16 protein-coding genes and 1 tRNA gene are annotated in these 19,278 nt (G+C 68.8%); 6 read left to right on the top strand and 11 right to left on the bottom strand.

Translation table 11 applies throughout. The annotated features are described in order from the left end of the window. Window positions 1-55 precede the first annotated feature (55 nt). Together NC595_RS02810 and NC595_RS02815 are read right to left on the bottom strand one after the other, a co-directional pair. Window positions 56-1,903 (bottom strand): XVIPCD domain-containing protein, encoded by a 1,848-nt coding sequence (locus NC595_RS02810; RefSeq protein ID WP_253564756.1) that lies wholly within the window; start codon window positions 1,901-1,903, stop codon window positions 56-58. Continuing rightward, window positions 1,884-2,486 (bottom strand): hypothetical protein, encoded by a 603-nt coding sequence (locus NC595_RS02815; RefSeq protein ID WP_253564757.1) that lies wholly within the window; start codon window positions 2,484-2,486, stop codon window positions 1,884-1,886. Before NC595_RS02815 ends, NC595_RS02810 begins: the two co-directional genes overlap by 20 nt. A 317-nt stretch (window positions 2,487-2,803) precedes the next feature. On the opposite strand from NC595_RS02815, the gene NC595_RS02820 reads away from it, so the two are divergent. From NC595_RS02820 to NC595_RS02835, 4 genes are all read left to right on the top strand, one after another. Next, window positions 2,804-4,711, top strand: a complete 1,908-nt coding sequence (locus NC595_RS02820; RefSeq protein WP_253564758.1) for a M61 family metallopeptidase — start codon at window positions 2,804-2,806, stop codon at window positions 4,709-4,711. A gap of 67 nt (window positions 4,712-4,778) precedes the next feature. Next, on the top strand, window positions 4,779-6,683 hold the full coding sequence (locus NC595_RS02825) for a M61 family metallopeptidase (protein ID WP_253564759.1): 1,905 nt from the start codon (window positions 4,779-4,781) through the stop codon (window positions 6,681-6,683). A gap of 157 nt (window positions 6,684-6,840) precedes the next feature. After that, window positions 6,841-6,917: transfer RNA gene (locus tag NC595_RS02830), tRNA-Arg, on the top strand. Window positions 6,918-7,655: 738 nt separating this feature from the next. Continuing rightward, window positions 7,656-8,351: an EAL domain-containing protein gene (locus tag NC595_RS02835; protein WP_253565686.1), complete on the top strand. Its 696-nt coding sequence runs from the start codon at window positions 7,656-7,658 to the stop codon at window positions 8,349-8,351. Between the two features lie 269 nt (window positions 8,352-8,620). Here NC595_RS02835 and NC595_RS02840 read toward each other — a convergent pair whose 3' ends face one another. The 7 genes from NC595_RS02840 to NC595_RS02870 all read right to left on the bottom strand — a co-directional run bounded on the left by NC595_RS02840 (window position 8,621) and on the right by NC595_RS02870 (window position 17,166). Then, complete coding sequence (locus tag NC595_RS02840) at window positions 8,621-9,211, bottom strand: hypothetical protein (protein ID WP_253564760.1); 591 nt, start codon at window positions 9,209-9,211, stop codon at window positions 8,621-8,623. A 13-nt stretch (window positions 9,212-9,224) separates the two neighbouring features. After that, window positions 9,225-9,827, bottom strand: coding sequence for an AHH domain-containing protein (locus NC595_RS02845; protein ID WP_253564761.1), 603 nt, complete (start codon window positions 9,825-9,827; stop codon window positions 9,225-9,227). A 415-nt stretch (window positions 9,828-10,242) separates the two neighbouring features. Then, the gene (gene pyrC, locus NC595_RS02850; RefSeq protein WP_253564762.1) at window positions 10,243-11,280 is read right to left on the bottom strand and encodes a dihydroorotase; all 1,038 of its coding nucleotides are present in this window, start codon (window positions 11,278-11,280) and stop codon (window positions 10,243-10,245) included. Between the two features lie 78 nt (window positions 11,281-11,358). After that, window positions 11,359-12,222 carry a DUF6671 family protein gene (locus NC595_RS02855; protein ID WP_253564763.1) on the bottom strand — a complete coding sequence of 288 codons (864 nt, stop codon included), beginning with the start codon at window positions 12,220-12,222 and terminating at the stop codon, window positions 11,359-11,361. Continuing rightward, window positions 12,222-13,142, bottom strand: a complete 921-nt coding sequence (cysD, locus tag NC595_RS02860; protein ID WP_253564764.1) for a sulfate adenylyltransferase subunit CysD — start codon at window positions 13,140-13,142, stop codon at window positions 12,222-12,224. Before cysD ends, NC595_RS02855 begins: the two co-directional genes overlap by 1 nt. Further along, window positions 13,139-15,592, bottom strand: coding sequence for a YbcC family protein (locus NC595_RS02865; protein ID WP_253564765.1), 2,454 nt, complete (start codon window positions 15,590-15,592; stop codon window positions 13,139-13,141). Before NC595_RS02865 ends, cysD begins: the two co-directional genes overlap by 4 nt. Then, the gene (locus tag NC595_RS02870; protein WP_253564766.1) at window positions 15,589-17,166 is read right to left on the bottom strand and encodes an NADH-quinone oxidoreductase subunit L; all 1,578 of its coding nucleotides are present in this window, start codon (window positions 17,164-17,166) and stop codon (window positions 15,589-15,591) included. The genes NC595_RS02865 and NC595_RS02870 overlap by 4 nt, the downstream gene beginning before the upstream one ends. A 101-nt stretch (window positions 17,167-17,267) precedes the next feature. Here NC595_RS02870 and NC595_RS02875 point away from each other — a divergent pair, with 101 nt between their 5' ends. Both NC595_RS02875 and NC595_RS02880 read left to right on the top strand, forming a co-directional pair. After that, window positions 17,268-18,170, top strand: a complete 903-nt coding sequence (locus NC595_RS02875; protein WP_253564767.1) for a LysR family transcriptional regulator — start codon at window positions 17,268-17,270, stop codon at window positions 18,168-18,170. Window positions 18,171-18,370: 200 nt separating this feature from the next. Further along, window positions 18,371-18,628, top strand: a complete 258-nt coding sequence (locus tag NC595_RS02880; RefSeq protein WP_253564768.1) for a hypothetical protein — start codon at window positions 18,371-18,373, stop codon at window positions 18,626-18,628. Window positions 18,629-18,705: 77 nt separating this feature from the next. Here NC595_RS02880 and NC595_RS02885 read toward each other — a convergent pair whose 3' ends face one another. Then, on the bottom strand, window positions 18,706-18,879 hold the full coding sequence (locus tag NC595_RS02885) for a DUF1328 family protein (RefSeq protein WP_083966258.1): 174 nt from the start codon (window positions 18,877-18,879) through the stop codon (window positions 18,706-18,708). A 53-nt stretch (window positions 18,880-18,932) separates the two neighbouring features. Continuing rightward, window positions 18,933-19,136 (bottom strand): CsbD family protein, encoded by a 204-nt coding sequence (locus NC595_RS02890; RefSeq protein WP_253564769.1) that lies wholly within the window; start codon window positions 19,134-19,136, stop codon window positions 18,933-18,935. Window positions 19,137-19,278: the final 142 nt, after the last annotated feature.

Raw genomic sequence — 19,278 nt, forward strand, 5'->3', positions numbered from 1 at the left:
CCGCGGAGCCCGCCCGGTTCCGCGGGCGTTTCCTTTGCCGCGGCCAATAGATCGATCAGCGCTGCATGGCGGGTGGCGCGGCCATCGGGGCCTGGATCGGCGCCTGTGCTTGCGCCGGGGCCGCGTGCCCGGCGACGGACGACACCGGCATGCCGGCGGCTTGCACGGAACTCTGCTCCAGCGGCGTACGCACGGCCTGCGCAGTATCCACCACCGCATGGCGCTGGAAGGTGCGACCCAGCACCTGCTCGGTGGCGACCGCGCGGCTGCCGTCCTCGCTGAGCGTCACCGCGTCGATACGTGTCATGCCTTGCGCCTTGCAGGCGACCACCAGCATCCCCGTCAGGTTGGCGCTGCACTGGTCGGACGGGCGCCCAAGCCCGGCATCGATCCGCTGCACGTTGGTCCAGCCCCGCAGGAACATCGGATGATCGGGATGGCGGGGGTCATCGAGTCGCGGCGCGTCCTCCAGCACGTCGCGAAGCGCGTCGTGCGCGCGGGTCGAGGCCAGGCCCGCCATGGTGTGCTGTAGCCGATCGCCTGCATCCCGCCACTGCCGGGAGACCCACGATGCACTTTCATGCAGGGCGGCGCCGGCCTCGTGCATTTCGCGCGATGCCCAGCCGCTCGCCGCGTGGGCCAGTCGGCCGGTCGCATCGATCTGGGTGGCGAGATCGTCTGCCGCCATGTCCCCGGCGACGCCGACTATCCGCGAGCCCAGGCCCACCGTATCGGCCGCCAGCGGGGCGGCCGGTCGCCATTGCGCCGCGGTGTCGGCCGCCGCTCCGCTCGCCTGATGCCATGCCGCCCCACCCTCGCGCAGGGCGCGCGACGCGACGCGGGTGGCTTCGTCCAGCGCCTCGCCGGTATCGTGGATGCGCTCAGCGGTCGCCGCGACGTTGACCTGCACCACGGTCTCCAGCGCCTGCGTTGCCGCGGCGATCCGTTGCATGCTCGTTCCGGCGGCGTCGAGTCCCGTCACGTATTCCAGCCCGCGCACCGCGACCTTGTATCGCGCCACGTCGATGGCATCTTCAAGCTGGCCTGCAAGATGCGCCTTGCTGGCCTCCCGGTTCGTGTCGTTCAGCAGATCGTGTAGTGCCACGCGCGAGGCGAGCACGTCGTGGCGGAAGTGGTCGAAGGCGGCGTGATACTGCTCGTAGCGTGCTTCGTTCGCTGCCGTCAGGATGCTCTCGCCCTTGCCGGGCTCCGGCGCGAAATTTGAGATGAAGTGGGCGCCCAGCTGCCCGGTGATCATCGGGTTGGCAGGGTGGTGCGGATCCGGTGTGTTGAGATACCGCCCAGCCTGGAGGGCGGCTACGTCCTGCTCGGTGGCATAGACCCGCACCGTGCCGTAGTGGCGGCTCGCTGCGCTGACGATGTCGGTTGCCCTGACGTGGTTGATAAAACGGGGAGCGTTCCCCGGCTGGCCTTGGGGTACTCCGTAATCGAGATCGACCGCGCCGTAGCCGTTGAAGGCTTCGCCGGAGAGCTTGTAGCGGAAGGCCATGACTTCGGCCGGGACACCGCCGAGCGAGTGGCCGGCGACGCTTACCTCAAGCGGATGTCCGTACTGCGGTTCCAGTGTCCTGGCCTGGGCGAGCACGCGTCTCGTGAAAGCGTCGGCTTCAGGCAGCTGGGCGTCGATGCGCGACTTCACCATCCCGAAATCCACACGGTCGTCGCGCAGCCAATCGCCAAGCGCCTGGGTGCCGCGAAACTCGATCTTGATGTTGCCGTTGTCCACCCGTTGATAGGCGGTCGCCTGGAAACCGGTCGGCGACGAATTCACGGTGGCGAGGATCGTGTAAGCGACGCCGTGCACCTTGGTAGCCGATTGCGGTTTGTGATCCTTGTAGGCGTCGGCCGAAAGGCCAGCATTCTCATTCCAGGCTTGATCCATGGCGCCGCTCCTTGGCAATCAGCGTCATCGAGAAAAAATCATCAGGATGCGCGCGAACGTAATCCGACATGGGAACGCCGTTGACACCGAAGTCTTCAATGTCGGAAGGACGGAACAACTTCTTCGCGAAGAACTGGGTTGTCGGTTCTCCGGAACGCACGTCTTCGTCCGTCATTGTCCCGACGAAACGGACGCCGTAGGCCTGGAATGAGGCGAGAAGTCCAGTGAAATGCCATCGGCATCGACCCAATCCGAAGTAATCGCTGTCCCGAAGCAGATCGAGATACACCGTGCCCCTGTAGGTGCCGTCTCCCGCGGGTCGAAGCTCGAAAGCCGGATAATAGGTGGGCACCTTTCTGGCGCCGCTGAAGGGATCCTGGGGTACGCACTCGTGGTTCTCGACCTCGAAAGCCATTTCGCCCCTCACGGAATCGAACGGCCCCGGTGCATCCCGGAGGGTCACCGTGATGTCGTAAGCCTGCTTCGGGTGCGGGTTCTGCTTGATGTCGGAATCGTCCATGGTTCGGCTGCAGGCAGTGAGGAAGAGCAGGGCGAGGGCGGCGGCAACGGGAAGTCGCGGCATCGGGGTTCCATCTCCGCGGGCAACGAGTGGCGAACCTAGCACGCGTGCCGCGGCGCGATCTGTCGGTCATCGCCGATCCCTGCGTCCCCTGCCGCGCGTCGCGTGATCTTGCGCACGGTCGCCCGTCCGCTGCGCCGGGTGGCCCGAGCCCATGACACCGGTGTGACCAATGGCAGGGGGAGGGGCCATGACCTTCGGCCTACCATCGACCGCTCGATCCACACCGACCCCGCGCCACAGGACGTGACGGGTTGCCGGCGTGGCTGTCGCCGGGGGAGCGGCCATCGCGGTCCCGGTATCTGTCCGGAGTGAATCCTGTGCGCCGTTCTCCTCGCCTTTCCCTGCTGTCCTCGGCCCTGCTGCTCGCCGTGGCCGTACCGGTCGTCCATGCCGCCGAGCTGCCGGCGCCGGTCGACCAGCCCTATCCGGGCACGCTCACTCTCGCGGTGGATCTCTCTGGCGCACCGAAGAAGATCTTCCGCATCGCCGAGACCATCCCGGTCGCGCCCGGCCCGCTCACGCTGTACTACCCGAAGTGGATCCCCGGCGAGCACGCGCCATCCGGCCCGATCCAGAACGTCACCGGCCTGGTGATCAAGGCCAACGGCAAGCAGCTGGCCTGGCGCCGCGACCTGCGCGAGATGTACGCGGTGCACCTGGACGTACCTGCGGGCGTGAGCCAGCTCGACCTCTCGTTCCAGTTCCTCTCGCCCGGTGACGGCGGCGAGTTCGGCGCCAGCGCCTCGTCCACGCCGAACCTGGTGGACGTCGAGTTCAACCAGGCCGCGTTCTACCCGGCCGGCCACTACACCCGCCAGATCACCATCGCGCCCAGCGTCACGCTGCCGGCCGGCTGGAAGTTCGGCACCGCGCTGGAGGTGGCCAGCCAGTCCGGCGACACCACCACCTTCAAGCCGGTCACCTTCAACAACCTGGTCGACTCGCCGCTGATCGCCGGCAAGCACTTCAACCGGGTGGACCTGGATCCGGGCGCCAAGGTGCCGGTGCACCTCAACGTGGTCGGCGACGGAGCGGCCGACGTCAAGCTCACCGACAAGCAGCTGGCCGGCCAGCGCGCGGTGGTGCAGCAGACGCTGAAGCTGTTCGGCGCGCACCACTACGGCCACTACGACTTCCTGCTCACCCTGTCCGACCACACCGGCCACTTCGGCCTGGAGCACCACCAGTCCAGCGACGACCGCCTGCCGGCCAACTTCTTCACCGACGACACCATGCACAAGCTCGCGGCCAGCCTGATGCCGCACGAGTTCGTGCATTCGTGGAACGGCAAGTTCCGCCGCCCGGCCGACCTGTGGACGCCGACCTTCATGGAGCCGATGCAGGACGACCTGCTGTGGGTCTACGAAGGCCTCACCGACTACTGGTGCGGCGTGCTCACCGCGCGCGCCGGGCTGTGGTCGCCGTCCGACTACCGCGATTCGATCGCCTCGATCGCCGCGGCGATGGCCCATCGCACCGGCCGCAGCTGGCGTTCGCTGCAGGACACCGCCGATGCCGCGCCGCTGACCTACTTTGGCGGCGGCGGCTGGATCAACTGGCGCCGCGGCACCGATTTCTATCCGGAAGGCCAGCTGCTGTGGCTGGACGTGGACACCAAGATCCGCGAGCTCTCCCACGGCAAGCATTCGCTGGATGACTTCGCCAAGGCCTTCTACGGCATGGACAACGGCAGCTACGTCACCCGCACCTACACCTTCGACGACGTGGTCAACACGCTCAACCAGGTGCAGCCGTTCGACTGGGCCACGTTCCTGCGCCAGCGGCTGGACTACGTCGGCACCGACCTGCCCGAGCACGGCATCGAGCGCAGTGGCTGGAAGCTGGTCTACACCGACCAGCCCAACACCATGGACAAGGCGATGGAGCAGGTGCGCCACGGTGTCAACCTGGCCTACTCGATGGGCCTGTCGGTCGGCAGCAACGGCCGCATCTTCGACGTGCAGTGGGACGGTCCGGCATTCAAGGCCGGCCTAGTGCCGGGTCTCACCGTGGTGGCGGTGAACGGCAAGGAGTTCTCCGCCGACGCGCTGAAGGACGCGGTCACCGCGGCCAAGGGCGGCACCGCACCGATCGAGCTGCTGGTGAAGAACGAGGACACCTACACCACCTATCGCGTGGACTACCACGGCGGCCTGAAGTACCCGCACCTGGTCCGCGGCACCGGCAAGGATCTGTTCGACGCCATCGCTGCTCCCCGCAAGTAATCGCATGGCCGCCGGTGCGGCGACGCGCCGGCGGCCGCTCCCTTCCCCGCATCGAGGAGATGCCCGCTTGAAGACCTCCGCTCTCGCCTCCGCCCTGCTGCTTGCCGGTCTCGGCTTCGTCGCCGCACCGGCCCACGCCGACAACGTGCCGCCGGTGCAGGACACCCCGTACGCGCCCGGCGCGCTGAGCATCCATGTCGATGCCACCGATGTCGCCCAGCGCATTTTCCGCGTGCAGGAAACCATCCCCGCCGCGGCGGGCCCGCTGACCCTGCTGTATCCGCAGTGGATCCCGGGCAACCACTCGCCGACCGGCCCGATCGACAAGTTCGCCGGTCTCACGGTGAAGGCGAACGGCAAGGTGATCGAGTGGACGCGCGACCCGCTCAACGTCTACGCCTTCCACATCAACGTGCCGGAAGGCGCCAGCGCGGTCGACGTGGAGTTCCAGTTCCTGTCCTCGCAGGGCGGCCGCCAGGGCCGGGTGATGATGACCCCGGAAATGCTCAGCCTGCAGTGGGACAAGGTCTCGGTGTACCCGGCCGGGCACAACATCCGCCAGATCACCGCAAGCGCCAGCGTCACCCTGCCGGCCGGCTGGCAGGCCGCCACCGCGCTGCATGTGGCATCCAAGAGCGGCGACACCATCAGCTACGAGCCGATCAGCTACAACGCGCTGGTCGACTCGCCGCTGCTCGCCGGCAAGTACTACAAGCAGTTCGAGCTCAATCCGGGCGCCAGCGTGCCGGTGCGCATGAACCTGTTCGCCGACGCGGCGAAGAACCTCGACTTCAAGCCCGAGCTGATCAAGCCGTACCGCGAGCTGGTGCAGCAGATGTACAAGCTGTACGGCGCGCACCACTACAACCACTACGACTTCCTGGTCTCGCTCAGCGACAAGCTCGGCGGCATCGGCCTGGAGCACCACCGCTCCAGCGAGGACGGCGTCGGCGCGGACTACTTCACCGACCCCAAGAAGAACATCTTCGACCGCGACCTGTTCTCGCACGAGTACAACCACTCCTGGGACGGCAAGTACCGCCGCGGCGCGGACCTGACCACGCCGAACTTCAACGTGCCGATGGGCGACTCCCTGCTGTGGGTGTACGAGGGCCAGACCCAGTTCTGGGGCTACGTGATGGCCACGCGCGCCGGGCTGTGGACGCCGGAGCAGGCCCGCGACATCTGGGCCTACGCCGCCGCCACCTACGACAAGGGCCGCCCGGGCCTGGCGACCTGGCGCAACGTGCAGGACACCACCAACGACCCAACCATTGCCCAGCGCGCGCCGCTGCCGTACCGCAACTACCAGGCCAGCGAGGACTACTACGTCGCCGGCGCGATGATCTGGCTGGACGTGGACGCCAAGCTGCGTGAACTGAGCGGCGGCAAGGACAGCATCGACAACTTCGCCAAGGCCTTCTTCGGCATGAACAACGGCGACTGGAAGGTGAACACCTACACCTTCGACGACGTGGTCAAGACGCTCAACGGCATCAAGCCGTACGACTGGGCCAGCTTCCTGCGCAGCCGCCTGGACGGCCACGGCCCGCTGATCGGCGGCCTGGAGAAGCACGGCTGGAAGCTGGTCTACACCGACCAGCCGTCCGACGCCGCCAAGGCGATCGAGGCGCGCCGGCACACCGTCGACCTGACCTACTCGCTGGGCCTGTCGGTCGGCAAGGACGGCTCGATCAACGACGTGCTGTGGGACGGCCCGGCGTTCAAGGCCGGCATCGGCCCGTCGATGAAGATCGTCGCGGTGGACGGCAACGAGTACTCCGCCGATGCCATGAAGGACGCTATCGGCGCCTCGGCCAAGGACAAGTCCAAGCCGGTCGAGCTGCTGATCAAGGAGTTCGACAGCTACCGCACCGTGCGCATCGACTACCACGACGGCATGAAGTACCCGCATCTGGTGCGCGACACCAGCAAGCCGGACACGCTGAGCCAGCTGTTCAAGGCCCGCTGATCCAGGTCGCCCCGCCCGCCAGCGGGGCAGGACTGGAACCGGCGCTCTCGGGCGCCGGTTCCGTTTCCGGCCGATCGCGGCATGGATCGCGCCACGCCGCGCAACTTCGCTATACTGCGCGTCCGCCGCGGCCCCGCCCGCGGCGCGCATCCCAGAAGCGCCCGTAGCTCAGCCGGATAGAGTAGTGGCTTCCGAAGCCATTGGTCGGGGGTTCGAATCCCTCCGGGCGCGCCATCTGCCATGGGTCATCGCTTCGCCAGTATCGACTGGCACGCGGTGATCCCGAAGCGACTGAAAGCCGCCTCCAGCAAGCCTCCCAGGCCCTGTCGACATTCTCGGCGGGGCCTTTTTGCTTGGTTCGTCTGCGTCCGAACGGACCGAATTGACCCATGGCGTACGGGACACATTCGTCTCTTGAGATCAGTCTGGGACAAATCCGTGACAGTCCCTGGAACGGCCGCGAAAGCTCGCTCCTGAGCGTGACTCATGGCTTCCGGGCGACAGGGGTGTTGGCGCTCGCGTCGGATTGACCATCGTGCTCGCTTTCGATCGACCACCTTCATTGACCGCGAACCCCTCGCCGCGCGCCAGGTTGGACGGAGGCGGCCCTGATCAATCAATTCCCGGCTATCTGGTCAAATCTCGGCGCGCGCCAACACAGCGGCGGGAGACGTGCGTCCGCAGCGCCGAAAATCCGGTCCGATGCGCGCTGCCAAGAAAGCCATACATAGATCGGAGCTATCAGAAGTGGTACGGGACGGCGCTTCTCAATAGCCTGCCAATGCCGGATCCCCGGTGATCATCGTGTCGCCGGGAGCGCGCATCGGGCGGCATCTGTTTGCCGCTGCCGGACGCGGCCATTTATGCTGGTGGTCTTAGCTTCGTCGACACGTTGACGTGACCCCCGACACGCCCTCCCTGCCACCGTGCAACGCCTGCCGCCCCGGCGAGGAGCTGCCGTTCGACTTCACCATGGCCTTCCAGCCGATCGTCGACGTGCGCGAACGCAAGGTGTTCGCCTACGAGGCGCTGATCCGGGGGCTGCAGGGGGAGGGGGCGGAGACGATCCTGCCGCTGGTGACCACCGAGAACCGCTACGTGTTCGACCAGGCGTGCCGGGTGAATGCGGTGGAGCTCGCGGCGCGGCTGTCTGTGCCGTGCTTCGTGAGCATCAACTTCCTGCCCAATGCGGTGTATCAGGCTGCGACCTGCATCCGCGCCACGCTGGAGGCGGCGCGGCGCCACGGCTTTCCCACCGAGCAGCTGATCTTCGAGATCACCGAGCACGAGGAACTGGTCGACAAGGAGCACCTGAAGGGCATCATTCGCGAGTACCGGCGACAGGGCTTCAAGACGGCGATCGACGACTTCGGAGCCGGCTATTCGGGTCTCAACCTGCTGGCCGAATTCCAGCCGGACATCATCAAACTGGACATGGCGCTGGTGCGGGCGATCGACCACGATCCGGTGCGCCAGGCGATTGTCCGCGGCATCCTGGGCGTGTGCCAGGCACTGGCCATCGAAGTGATCGCCGAAGGCGTGGAAACGTTGGCCGAATTTACGCTGCTGCGCGAATTCGGGATCCGCCTGTTCCAGGGCTTTCTGTTCGCCCGGCCGGGCTTCGAGCGCCTCCCCGCGGTGGACTGGTCGGCGCTCGACGTGGGCTGATCCGCGGGCCGCTGACGGCGTTGACCGCCGAACTCGGTCCACCTGCGGGGTGGATCAGCATGTGGGTCACGTTCGTCTTCGGGCGGTGGGGCACCCTGGTCGTGGATGTTCAGATCGATGAAGCGAGGGTGTTCCACGTTTGGCCTGGTGGCCGCACCGGAGCGCAAGTCATTCCTTGCGAGGTCTTGGATTCGACGATAGTCGGGCAGCGTCCCGTCCACGATTGAACAGTGCGCCGATGCCGGCCAGCACCGTGAATGCGTTGAATATCAAAGCCTGGGTTCAGGAGGCCCACATTCGATCCCGGTGAGCCCTGCCGAGGCAACGAGTTCCTCGATGATCGCCTTGCCGGCATCGTTGACGTAGATGCGCGTCCTCGCCATCTCCGGATCTTTGAAGACGGCGGCTTCGGCGGGTACGTTGGAGGTGTCGAATACTTCCCGCCGTATATGACCGAGCCTGTTCCTCTCGGATTTTTCGGCATCTACGCAAGACACCAAATGGGTGACGTTATAGAAATAGTGGGTCGTGGGTTCTTTCTCGTTGTAAAACTCACCCGGGTCGAGTCCTGTCTCACTGCGCAATTCAAGCAGTTGTCCAAATTTCGACAAAAACGGTCCAAGCACCTCATTGGCACGAGCATTCAACACAAGCACTCCCCACTGCATCAAGCTGACATCAGCGGGTGGCTTCTTATGCTTTTTCCGCGAGCTGTCGGCAAAGCCGATGCGCGGCACTTTCCCCCAGTGCAACGGTTCACCATTGACCCGAAAGATCTGGGCGCTTATGTCGCTCTTGTCCAGTGGTACTGCCATTGAATAGTCGTCGACATTTGCGCAGCGCAATTCCCAGATCATCATTGATGTATCCATGTCAGAGCGGAAGCCGGCCATCCAGGATGTCCATCTTGAGCGATTTCAACGTGGCACGGCATGCCTGGGTGTCTCCTGAATCGACGAACTGGAGTTGATCCAACACCGCTGCGTGATAGCTGGGATGGTGGTGCGGATCATGGCGTGGCGCGTCGGGGTGGTTGGGTAGTTTGTTGGCGTAGCGAGGTAAAAAGACCCCGTTATCGACATCGTTAATGCCCACTCCGCAACGAAAAAGCACATCGCGCGAACGTGCCGCTGCGCTAGCGTGCAAAGCGACGATGTGATGGGCGCAGACGTCTTTGGGGCGGGTCTGCCCTGTTCCCCGGACGATGCTGTGAGACAGGGTACGCCGATGGTTGTAGTCACGGCGCTCGGCATTGGCCAGGAGCGCCTCCGCCGAAGTAGGCAGCGTGACGCCGCTGCGATAGCGGACCCGCGCTTTTTCTTTGCGCGTCAGCAGTTGGTTCCGCACCTGATACGAATTGACGGTGTCGGTCCCGGCAGCCATCCCGTTTACCGCGATGGTCAACTCAAGTAGCTGCTCTTGCGTGCGGGGCGCCAGTGCACCGGGCATCTGGACGTTTCTCGGCTTTGTCGTCATGGCCTGTCCCTGGGCGACGTATTCGCGCCTACCTGTCCTTGTCAGACGGCCAGTATGCCATGGTGGAAATCACCGGCATTCTCATGTGAGAAGTCGTTCGTGCCCGATAACGCCATGCACGGATCAGCCACGCACAAGCTCAATCATTTGAAAGCTCGGGTCAGCAAGCAAGCCGGAGCCGCAGCGAAGGACTTGGCATGGATGATCGGTATCAGCGGCTCGGTCAGCTGCGGCGACCATGTGGCCGGCGTAGCTGACAGGCACCTCTTGCGTCGCGCCGATGGGCGGCCCGTCGGCGCGATCGGACATCGTCATCCGATCCCGCCAGGGCAACCCAAGCTTTTCTTCCAGATACGTGTCCGATCGGGCACACCGGAGCAAGACCGGGGAAGCGTGCCTCAGCTGGCAGAGGGCTTCAAGCGATCGACCACGCCACCTGGCCACCGGCGCGCATCGGCACGCACACGCTCGACCCCAGCGGCACGGTGTCCGGCACGGTCCAGGCGCGGCGCTCCAGCACCATGCGCGCGGTGTTGCGCGGCAGGCGGTAGAAGTCCGGGCCGTTGAAGCTGGCGAAGCCTTCGAGGTTTTCCAGCTTGCCCGCTTCCTCGAACGCTTCGGCGTACAGCTCGATCGCCGCGTGCGCGGTGAAGATGCCGGCGCAGCCGCAGTCGGCCAGCTTGGCCTCGCGCGGATGCGGTGCGCTGTCGGTGCCGAGGAAGAAGCGGGTGTCGCCGCCGGTGGCTGCAACCAGCAGCGCCTGGCGGTGTTGTTCGCGCTTGAGCACCGGCGCGCAGTAGTGGTGCGGGCGCACGCCGCCGTCGAACAGCGCGTTGCGGTTGAGCAGCAGGTGGTGGACGGTGATCGTGGCGGCCACGTGCTTGTCCTGCGCCTGCACGAACTGCACGGCGTCGGCCGTGGTGATGTGCTCGAACACCACGCGCAGGTTCGGGAAGCGCGCGCGCAGCGGCACCATGTGGCGGTCGATGAAGGTCTTCTCGCGGTCGAACACGTCCACCGCGTGATCGGTCACCTCGCCGTGCACCAGCAGCGGCAGGTCGGCCTTCTCCATCGCCTCCAGCACCGGGTACACGGTGGAAAGATCCGACACGCCGGCGGCCGAGTTGGTGGTGGCGCCCTGCGGGTAGAACTTCACGCCGAACACCTTGCCGCTGGCCTTGGCCGCGACGATGTCGTCCGGCGTGGTCTGGCGGGTGAGGTACAGCGTCATCAGCGGCTCGAAGGTCATGCCAGCCGGCACCGCGGCGAGGATGCGCCCGCGGTAGGCCAGTGCCTGCGCCACGGTGGTCACCGGCGGCTTGAGGTTGGGCATCACGATCGCGCGGGCGAAGCGCCGCGCGGTGTGGCCGACCACCGAGGCCAGCGCCTCGCCATCGCGCAGGTGCAGATGCCAGTCGTCGGGGCGGACGATGTCCAGTCGGTCCGTGCTCATGGGCCGTTCCTCGTGCAGGGATGGGGAATCAAAGACGCATAGTGTCCCGCGTCCGGCGAAAAAAGTCCGGGGGGTGCGTCAGGGGTTGCAGGCGTCGCAGTGCGCGGGGTCGGCGGGGCCGTCATGGCGCGGCTGCCGCTCGAGGTGGCAGCAGCCGGCGCAGCGCCGTTCGTCGGCCAGCACCTGCCGGGTCGGCGCGCCGCACCATCCGCAGGGCCGGCCGGGCAGGCGGGCGGTGACCACGAAGCCCGGTCGCGCGCAGGCCGGGCAGGGGCTGCGCCACGCGCGCAGCAGGTCCACCGTGGCGCGGCGGATGCAGCGCATGCGCGGCGGATTGCGATGCGCGCGCATGTCGGTTTCCAGCGACGCCGCGCCGCAGGTGGCCAGCGCGCGGCGCACCGCGGCGATGAGCGTGTCGTCGTCGTGCGCGTCCTTGGCCAGCGCCACGGCGGGCGAGGGCTGGCCGTCGACCACGCCCATCACGATCACGCCCTGGCGGGGAAAGCCCACGCGCGCGGCGAAGGCCAGCGCGGCATTGATGTTGTCCACCTGCGCATGTACGAAATACGCGGCCGGCGCCTCGTGGCGGCCGACCAGTTCCAGATCGCTGGCGCGATCGACCAGCATCACCTGCTCGCTGCCCCAGGCCAGGAACGGCACCTGCGGATGCGGCCCGAAGCTGCCTTCGCTGGCCAGTCCGATCCGCGCGTCGGGGACGCGCGCGAAGCCGGCGGCGATCTTCGCCCGCGCCGTCTCCAGCGGCGTGCCGGTGCGTGCGATGTCGCGGCTGAAGGTGCCGAAGCGGTCGGTATCGAAATCCTGCGGCACCACCACCCGCAGGCCGAGGAAGCGCGCCAGCAGCGGCGCGATGGCTCGCTGCTTGCCGTGCATGGTGGCCAGCACGGCGGTCTCGCCGCGCAGCGAGTGCGCCGCTTCGGTCATCAGAAGTAGCCTTCGAGCTTCTGCTGTTCCAGGCTGCCGCCGCCTTCGCGATCGGCCAGCCGGCCCTGGCGCTCCGAGCCGCTGGCGCGCGCGGTCTCGGCGATCACCGTGCGCAGGTCGCGCGCGTCCGAGGCGATCGCCCCGGTCACCGGCCAGCAGCCCAGCGTGCGGAAGCGCACCGGGCGATGCGTGACGGTTTCGCCCGGAGCGAGCCGCATCCGCGCCGGGTCGTCCACCACCAGCAGGCCGCCGTCGCGCTCGACCACCGGGCGCGACGCGGCGAAATACAGCGGCGCCAGCGCCAGCTCGCGGCGCAGCGCGTAGCACCAGATGTCCAGCTCGGTCCAGTTGGACAGCGGGTAGGCGCGCAGCGACTGCCCCGACGCCAGTCGCGTGTTGTAGAGGTTCCACGGCTCCGGCCGCTGCTGGCGCGGGTTCCACGCGTGGGTGGCGCTGCGCACCGAGAACACCCGTTCCTTGGCGCGGGTACGCTCCTCGTCACGGCGCGCGCCGCCGAACACCACGTCGTGACGGCCGCGGTCCAGCGCCTGCTTCAGCGCGTCGGTGCGCATGGTGGTGGTGTAGGCGTCGCCGTGGTCGAACGGGTTGATGCCCGCGGCGCGCCCGGCCTCGTTGGCGTACACGTGCAGCTCGAAGCGGTGCGCCCGCGCGAACGCATCGCGGAACGCCAGCAGCTCGCGAAACTCCCAGGTGGAATCGACGTGCAGCAGCGGCATCGGCGGCGGCGCGGGATGGAACGCGCGCACCGCGAGATGGGCCAGCACGGTGGAGTCCTTGCCTGCGGAGAACAGCAACACCGGGCGCTGCGCCTGTGCCACACCCTCGCGCAGGATGTGGATCGCCTCGCTCTCCAGCGCGTCGAGGTGGCCGCCCAGCCGGCGGCCGCCCGCGACGTTCATGCAAAGCGTTCCCAGCGGCCGTCGGCGCCGCGGCGGCACAGGCCCTCGCCGCCGGGCGGCAGCGCGAACAGGTGCAGCCAGCCGTGCTCGACCAGTTCACGCACGCCGGCCTGCTTCGCCAGCACGCGCTCGATCGCCTCGGTAGGCGCGGCCAGCACCGCGCTGAGCCGGCGCGGCTCGTGCACCAGCGCCGTGCCGTCGGAGACCGACTGCCAGGGCAGGCCGCTGCGCAGGTGGCCACCGGCGCCTTCCATCACGCCGACGCCGGCGACCACGTTGTGCAGGGTCTTGTTGCCGCTGCCGAACGCATCGTTGTCCACGCTGGAGGCGTAGTACTGCAGGTTGATCCAGCTGGCGACCACCATCGGCGCGCTCATGATCTGCTCCAGCACGCGGCCCTCCGGATCCTGCGCCCAGTCGTAGCTGTGCAGGAACACGCGGCCGCCGAGATCGAGCGTGCGGGTGGCCTCGCGCGGCGCTGCGATGAACGCGGCGCAGCCGGCCAGGCCCCATTCCGGCCGCGGCTGGCTCCAGTCCTGGCTGCGCGCGAGCAGGGCACGCAGGCCGGCGGGCGAGGCGTCCAGCCCCAGCCGGGCGGCGCGCTCGGTGCGGGTGCGCGCGCCGGCTTCGGCCAGCGCCTGCTCGAGGCGGTCGAGGTCGTCGGCGTGGCTGGCCGGCACGTCGTCGCGGTCGTACAGGATGAGCGCGTCGATGGTGGTGTCGTGCAGGCCGGCCACGAACACGGTGTCGGCGGGAATCGCGATGCCGCGGGCGCCTAGGCCTGCGCGCACGGCCGCGTCGTTGAGCACGCGCGCGGCCAGCCGGGCGTTCGCCTCGCCGCTGTGGCCGCCGCAGGCGCCGCAGTCCAGCCCGCTGGCGTAGGGGTTGTTGGTGCTGCTGGCGCCGTGGCTGGCGAGCAGCACCAGCCGCGCGAAGCGGTCGGTGAGCGACATGCCGCGCAGCAGGTGGGTCGCCAGGTCCAGCCGGACCTCCGGCGGCGGCAGCGTGGCCTCCATGTCGTCGCGGCAGCGGCCGTGCGGGGTATGCCGGGCCAGCCCGAAGCCGTCCAGCAGCAGGCGCGCGGCGTAGACCAGGCCTAGGCTCTCGACGAAGGCGAACGAGGCCACCGCCGCGCGCTTGAACGCCTGCCAGCCGGCGGCACGCAGGTTGCGCGTGCGCTGTTGCGCGAGCCGTGCCGCGCGCTCGCGGTCGGAGCTGCGCTTGGGCTGTTCATGCACCGTCAGCGGCGGCGCGAGCAGCGCCGGGCACTGCGCGCGGCCGGCATCGTGGCCGAACGGGACGTAGCTCACCGGCATGCCGAAGAAGCCGGCGAAGCCGAGCGTCTCGGCCCCGGGCAGGCTGCCTTCCAGGGCGCGGCGGAATACTTCCGAACGCACGTCGATGCAGAACGCCGCCTGCAGCGGTGCGCGCGGTGCGGGCTCGGTCGCTGGCGTGCGGGTCGTCGCAAGCTTCGCGGCCAGCGTGCGCTGCCAGGCGATCTCGTAGGCGCGCTGCACGATCTCGTCGACCACGAAGGCGCGCAGTCGGCGCGGGTCGCGACCGTGCTCCACGAACCGTTCGCGGGCACCGGCCCAGGCCGCGGCGAGCCGCGGGCCGCCGAGGCGCAGCGCCAGCAGCTCCCACGCCAGCCGCACGGCAAGCAGTTCGGCCAGCTCGCTGCCGGCTTCGCCGCGCAGCTCGTCCTGCCAGTCGCGGTAGCGCGCATGGCCGGCCCAGCCGCCGAGCGTCGCCAGCAGGCGCTGGAAGTACAGCGGCAGGCCCGGCGCCGGCAGCGCCAGCGCGGCGGCCGCTTCGGCGATCAGCGCGGCGGGATCCGCCGGCAGCGCGCGCACCGCGGCGCGGAAGCCCGGCCAGCCCTCGATCTCCGGGCGACGGTCGCGCTGCGCCTGCTCGCGCCACGCCGCGTACGGGCGCAGCCCGCGCCAGGGCGAGGCCCACATCGCCTGGCCCTGGTCGTAGTGCGAGGCGGCCCACTGCGCGAGCTGGGCGTCGGCCAGTGCCTCGTCGTCGCGCCGGTGGACTGTCGCGGCCAGCGACAGCACGGTGGGCAGCGCATCACCGGCGGGGTCGTGCGGTTCGGCGAGCTGGCGCTTGAGCGCGGCCACGTCGGCCGGCCGGTGCGGGCCGGGCGCGACCTGGCGCAGCGCCTCGGCGAGGTCGGCGTCGGTGATCTCGCCGCGGGCGATCGCCTCGGCGTGGAGGCGCCGCGCGGGCGTGGCGCGGGCGCCCTCGGTGGCGGCGACCCGCTGCGCCGCTTCGGCGAAGGGCAGGTCGGTCAGGCCGAGGAAGGGATTGACCGCGACGAAGTGGGCGAGCGGCCACAGCGGGGCGACCCGGCGGCAGGCATCCGCGATCGCTGCCTGCAGGAGCGCCGTCGCGTCGGCGGTCGGGGCGGCGTCGGCTTCGGTGGGGCGCAGCATGGCGTTCATCGACGGGCCTCCGCGGCGGCGACGGGGGGAGTGGACACGCGGTTCTCCAGGCGATGCCACAGGAAGGCATCGACGTAGAGGCCCTGCGCGAGATGCACGTAGGCGGTGCGCCAGCCGCGGCGCGCCTGCAGCGTCTCGGGCATCAGCTGCACCAGTGCGATGGCGGCGAAGGCCAGCAGGGTCGGGCCGAGGATCGCCCAGGTGATCCAGTTCGCCGCCGGAGCGGGCGGCACACTGCCGGCCAGCGCGGCGCCGGCGATCGCGTGCAGCGCGGCGTAGGCGAGCATGGCGAAGGCGGCGAGTACGAGTCCGCGCACCAGATTGGCGGCCGGCTGCCGCGCCGGCGTGGCGCGTGCCAGCAGCATGCCGGTGCCGATCGCCAGCAGCAGTCCGAGCGCGCCGATGGCGGCGGGCTCCGGGTCGATGCGCTCCATCAGCGGACGCAGCGCGAGGTAGAGCACGATCGCCAGCACCGGGCCGAGCGCCCGCGCCAGACCGCCCGCGGCCGGTGCGGCAGCGCGGCGGCGGGCCACGGCATCCACCGCGGTGCCGGAGGCGAGGAAGCCGTGTGCCTTGTAGAACGAGTGGGCCAGCAGGTGCAGCAGCGCCAGCGGGAAGGCGCCGAGGCCGCACTCGAGCAGCATCAGGCCCATCTGGGCGATGGTCGACCAGGCCAGCGAGGCCTTGATGCTGGTCTGGGTCATCATCACCAGCGAACCGTAGACCGCGGTGATCGCGCCGATCGCCGCCAGCAGGTGCATCGCCGCTGGCACCGCCACCAGCACCTCGGCAAAGCGGATCGCCAGGAAGCCGCCGCCGTTGATGATGCCGGCGTGCAGCAGCGCCGAGACCGGCGTGGGCGTGTCGATGATGTCCGGCAGCCAGCCGTGCGCGGGGAACTGCGCCGACTTCAGCGCGGCGGCGATCACCAGCAGCACCGCCGCCGCCGGCACCGACGCGCCGGCCGGTGTGCCGTCGCGCACCTGCGCCAGCACCGTGGCGAGGTCGGCGCTGCGGCAGGTCCAGGCGAGCAGGGCGAAGGCGCCGAGCAGGCAGACGTCGCCGATGCGCGCGACGATGAACTTGCGGCCGGCCGCGCGCACCGCGGCGGCGCGCTCGGGATAGAACAGCAGCAGCCGGTGCAGTGCCAGGCTGGTGGCGATCCACGCCGCGGCGAGCAGGGCGAGGTTGCCGGCCAGCACCAGGGTCATCACCGCGGCCAAGGTCAGGCACAGCTCGGCGGCGAACAGGCCGCGGCGCGGATCGCCGTCGAGGTAGTTGCGGCTGTAGCGCAGCACGATCATCCCGATGAACCCGACCAGCAGGAACAGGCTGGTACCCAGCGCGTCCAGCCGCACCGACACGCCGGCGCCGTGCCAGCCCAGCATCGAGGCGGACAGCGGCCCGCGCATCACCGCCGCCGCCAGGGCCCCCAGCGCCAGTCCCACCGAGAGCGCGCCGGCCGCCTGGATCACCGCCCAGGAGAAGCGACGACGCCCTCCGGCATCGGCCATCGCCACCAGCGCGGCGAGGACGAACGAGGCGGGAGCGAGCAGCACGAGAGGGATGGGCATGGACGGGTCCGGACATATGAAAACCATGTCACCTTATCGCAGTGCGTTCATTCCATAAAATTCATAATATGAAGCACATGGTTCTATGAAAACGAACGATCATGGCCGCGCTCAACTACAACCACCTGCGCTACTTCTGGGCCGTTGCCCACGAGGGAAACCTCACCCGTACCGCCGAGAAGCTGCACGTGTCGCAGTCGGCGCTGTCGATCCAGATCCGCAAGCTGGAGGAGCAGCTCGGCCATGCGCTGTTCGATCGCAACGGCAAGCAGCTGCTGCTGACCGAGGCCGGGCGGATCGCGCTGGAGCACGCCGACACCATCTTCAGCGCCGGCGGCGAGCTGCTGAGCATCCTCGGCGACCGGCCCGGCGCGCGCCGGCAGATCCTGCGCGTGGGCGCGCTGGCCACGTTGTCGCGCAATTTCCAGATGGCGTTCCTGCGCCCGCTGCTGGCGCGCGAGGACGTGGAGCTGGTGCTGCGCTCGGGCACCACCGCCGAGCTGCTGCACGCGCTGGAGTCGCACCGGCTCGACGTGGTGCTGATCAACCTGCCGCCGGTCCACGACGCCGCCACGTCGTGGATTTCCCACCCGATCGCCGAGCAGCCGGTGAGCCTGATCGGCACGCCCGCCCACGCCGACCACGGGCTCGCGCTCAAGGACCTGCTGGCGCGCGAGCCGCTGGTGCTGCCGACGCTGGAAAGCAGTATCCGCATCGGCTTCGATGCGCTGGTCGACCGGCTCGGCGTGCGTGTGCGCATTGCCGCCGAGGTGGAGGACATGGCGATGATGCGACTGCTCGCACGGGAGGGCATCGGGCTGGCGGTGGTGCCGCCGATCGTGGTGCGCGACGAGCTGGCCAACGACAGCCTGGTGGAACTGGCGCAGTTGCCGGAACTGAGCGAGACCTTCGTCGCCGTGACGCTGTCGCGGCGTTTTCCCAACCCGCTGGCGCGCGAACTGATCGCCTCGTTCGCGCCCGCGGCGCACGATCCGGCCGGTTGAGGCGCCGTCGGCAGGGGGCGGGCGAGGGCGAGGCATCCGATCGATCCGGATCTGCGTAACAACAGCACCGTTGCAGCCCGGGCCGGGACCCGCGCCCCCCCTCCCGCACTTCCGGTCCGGGCTGCGCCGGTTCCCTGCCCTCCGACGGAACGCCGACGGCGCCCGCCGACCTGCGCGAGGCAATCGCCATGATGCCGAGGATGCCGTCTCCCGCGATCGCACCGAACGTGGCTCCTGCCCGGCTCGCGCGCGTCCACGCCGGCCAGGCCAGGACCCGCCGCTCGGTGCTGTCGCTGGCGCGGGCGGTCGAACCTGATGCGTGTGCGGTGCTGTTCTGGTACGACACGGTCGGCATCGACGAGCTGTGGGGTCGCACGGCCCGCGAGCTGGTCGATGCCGGGCAGGGGCGGCGCGTGCTCGGGTTCCTCGCCGAGGTGGCCAGCGGTCGCCGCGACTGAACAGCGCTCCTCCGGCGCGAAAAAAAGAGCGGCGTCCAGCGACGCCGCCCCGGGGAGAATCACGATCCGCCGATGAGCTACACGCGCGGCCCCCGTCGTATCCCGCCGAAGATCAGCGAGAGCACGAACAGCACCAGGAACACCACGAACAGGATCTTGGCGATGCTGGCCGCGCCGGCGGCAATGCCGGTGAAACCGAACAGGGCGGCGATCAGCGCGATCACCAGAAACACGATGGCGTAATGAAGCATGGGGAGGTCTCCTGCTTGGGCGGGTGGCGCGACGTTGGCGGTCGCGCTCTTGCTCAGTGGCGCAGCTGCTTTTCGAGAGCGCGGACCTGGGCCTCGGCCTCGTCGCGGGCCATGCCGTAGCGCTGCTGCAGCTTGCCAGCCAGGTACTCGGCGTTGCCTGAAGCAACGGTGAGATCGTCATCGGTCAGCTTGCCCCACTTCTGCTTGAGGGTGCCGGCGAGCTGCTTCCACTGGCCTTCGATGGTGTCCTGGTTCATGGCGGTCTCCTGTGGGTCGGGGGATGACGGGGCGACGACGCCCCGCGTGGGTCCATTCGATCCGGGTTGCCGTGAACGAGTCGTGCGTTTTCCGCAACCGCCGCGGGCGGCGTTCATCGCCGTGCAGGGACGATCACCGACC

The sequence above is a fragment of the Dyella lutea genome, from assembly GCF_024158035.1.
Classification (GTDB): Bacteria; Pseudomonadota; Gammaproteobacteria; order Xanthomonadales; family Rhodanobacteraceae; genus Dyella_A; species Dyella_A lutea.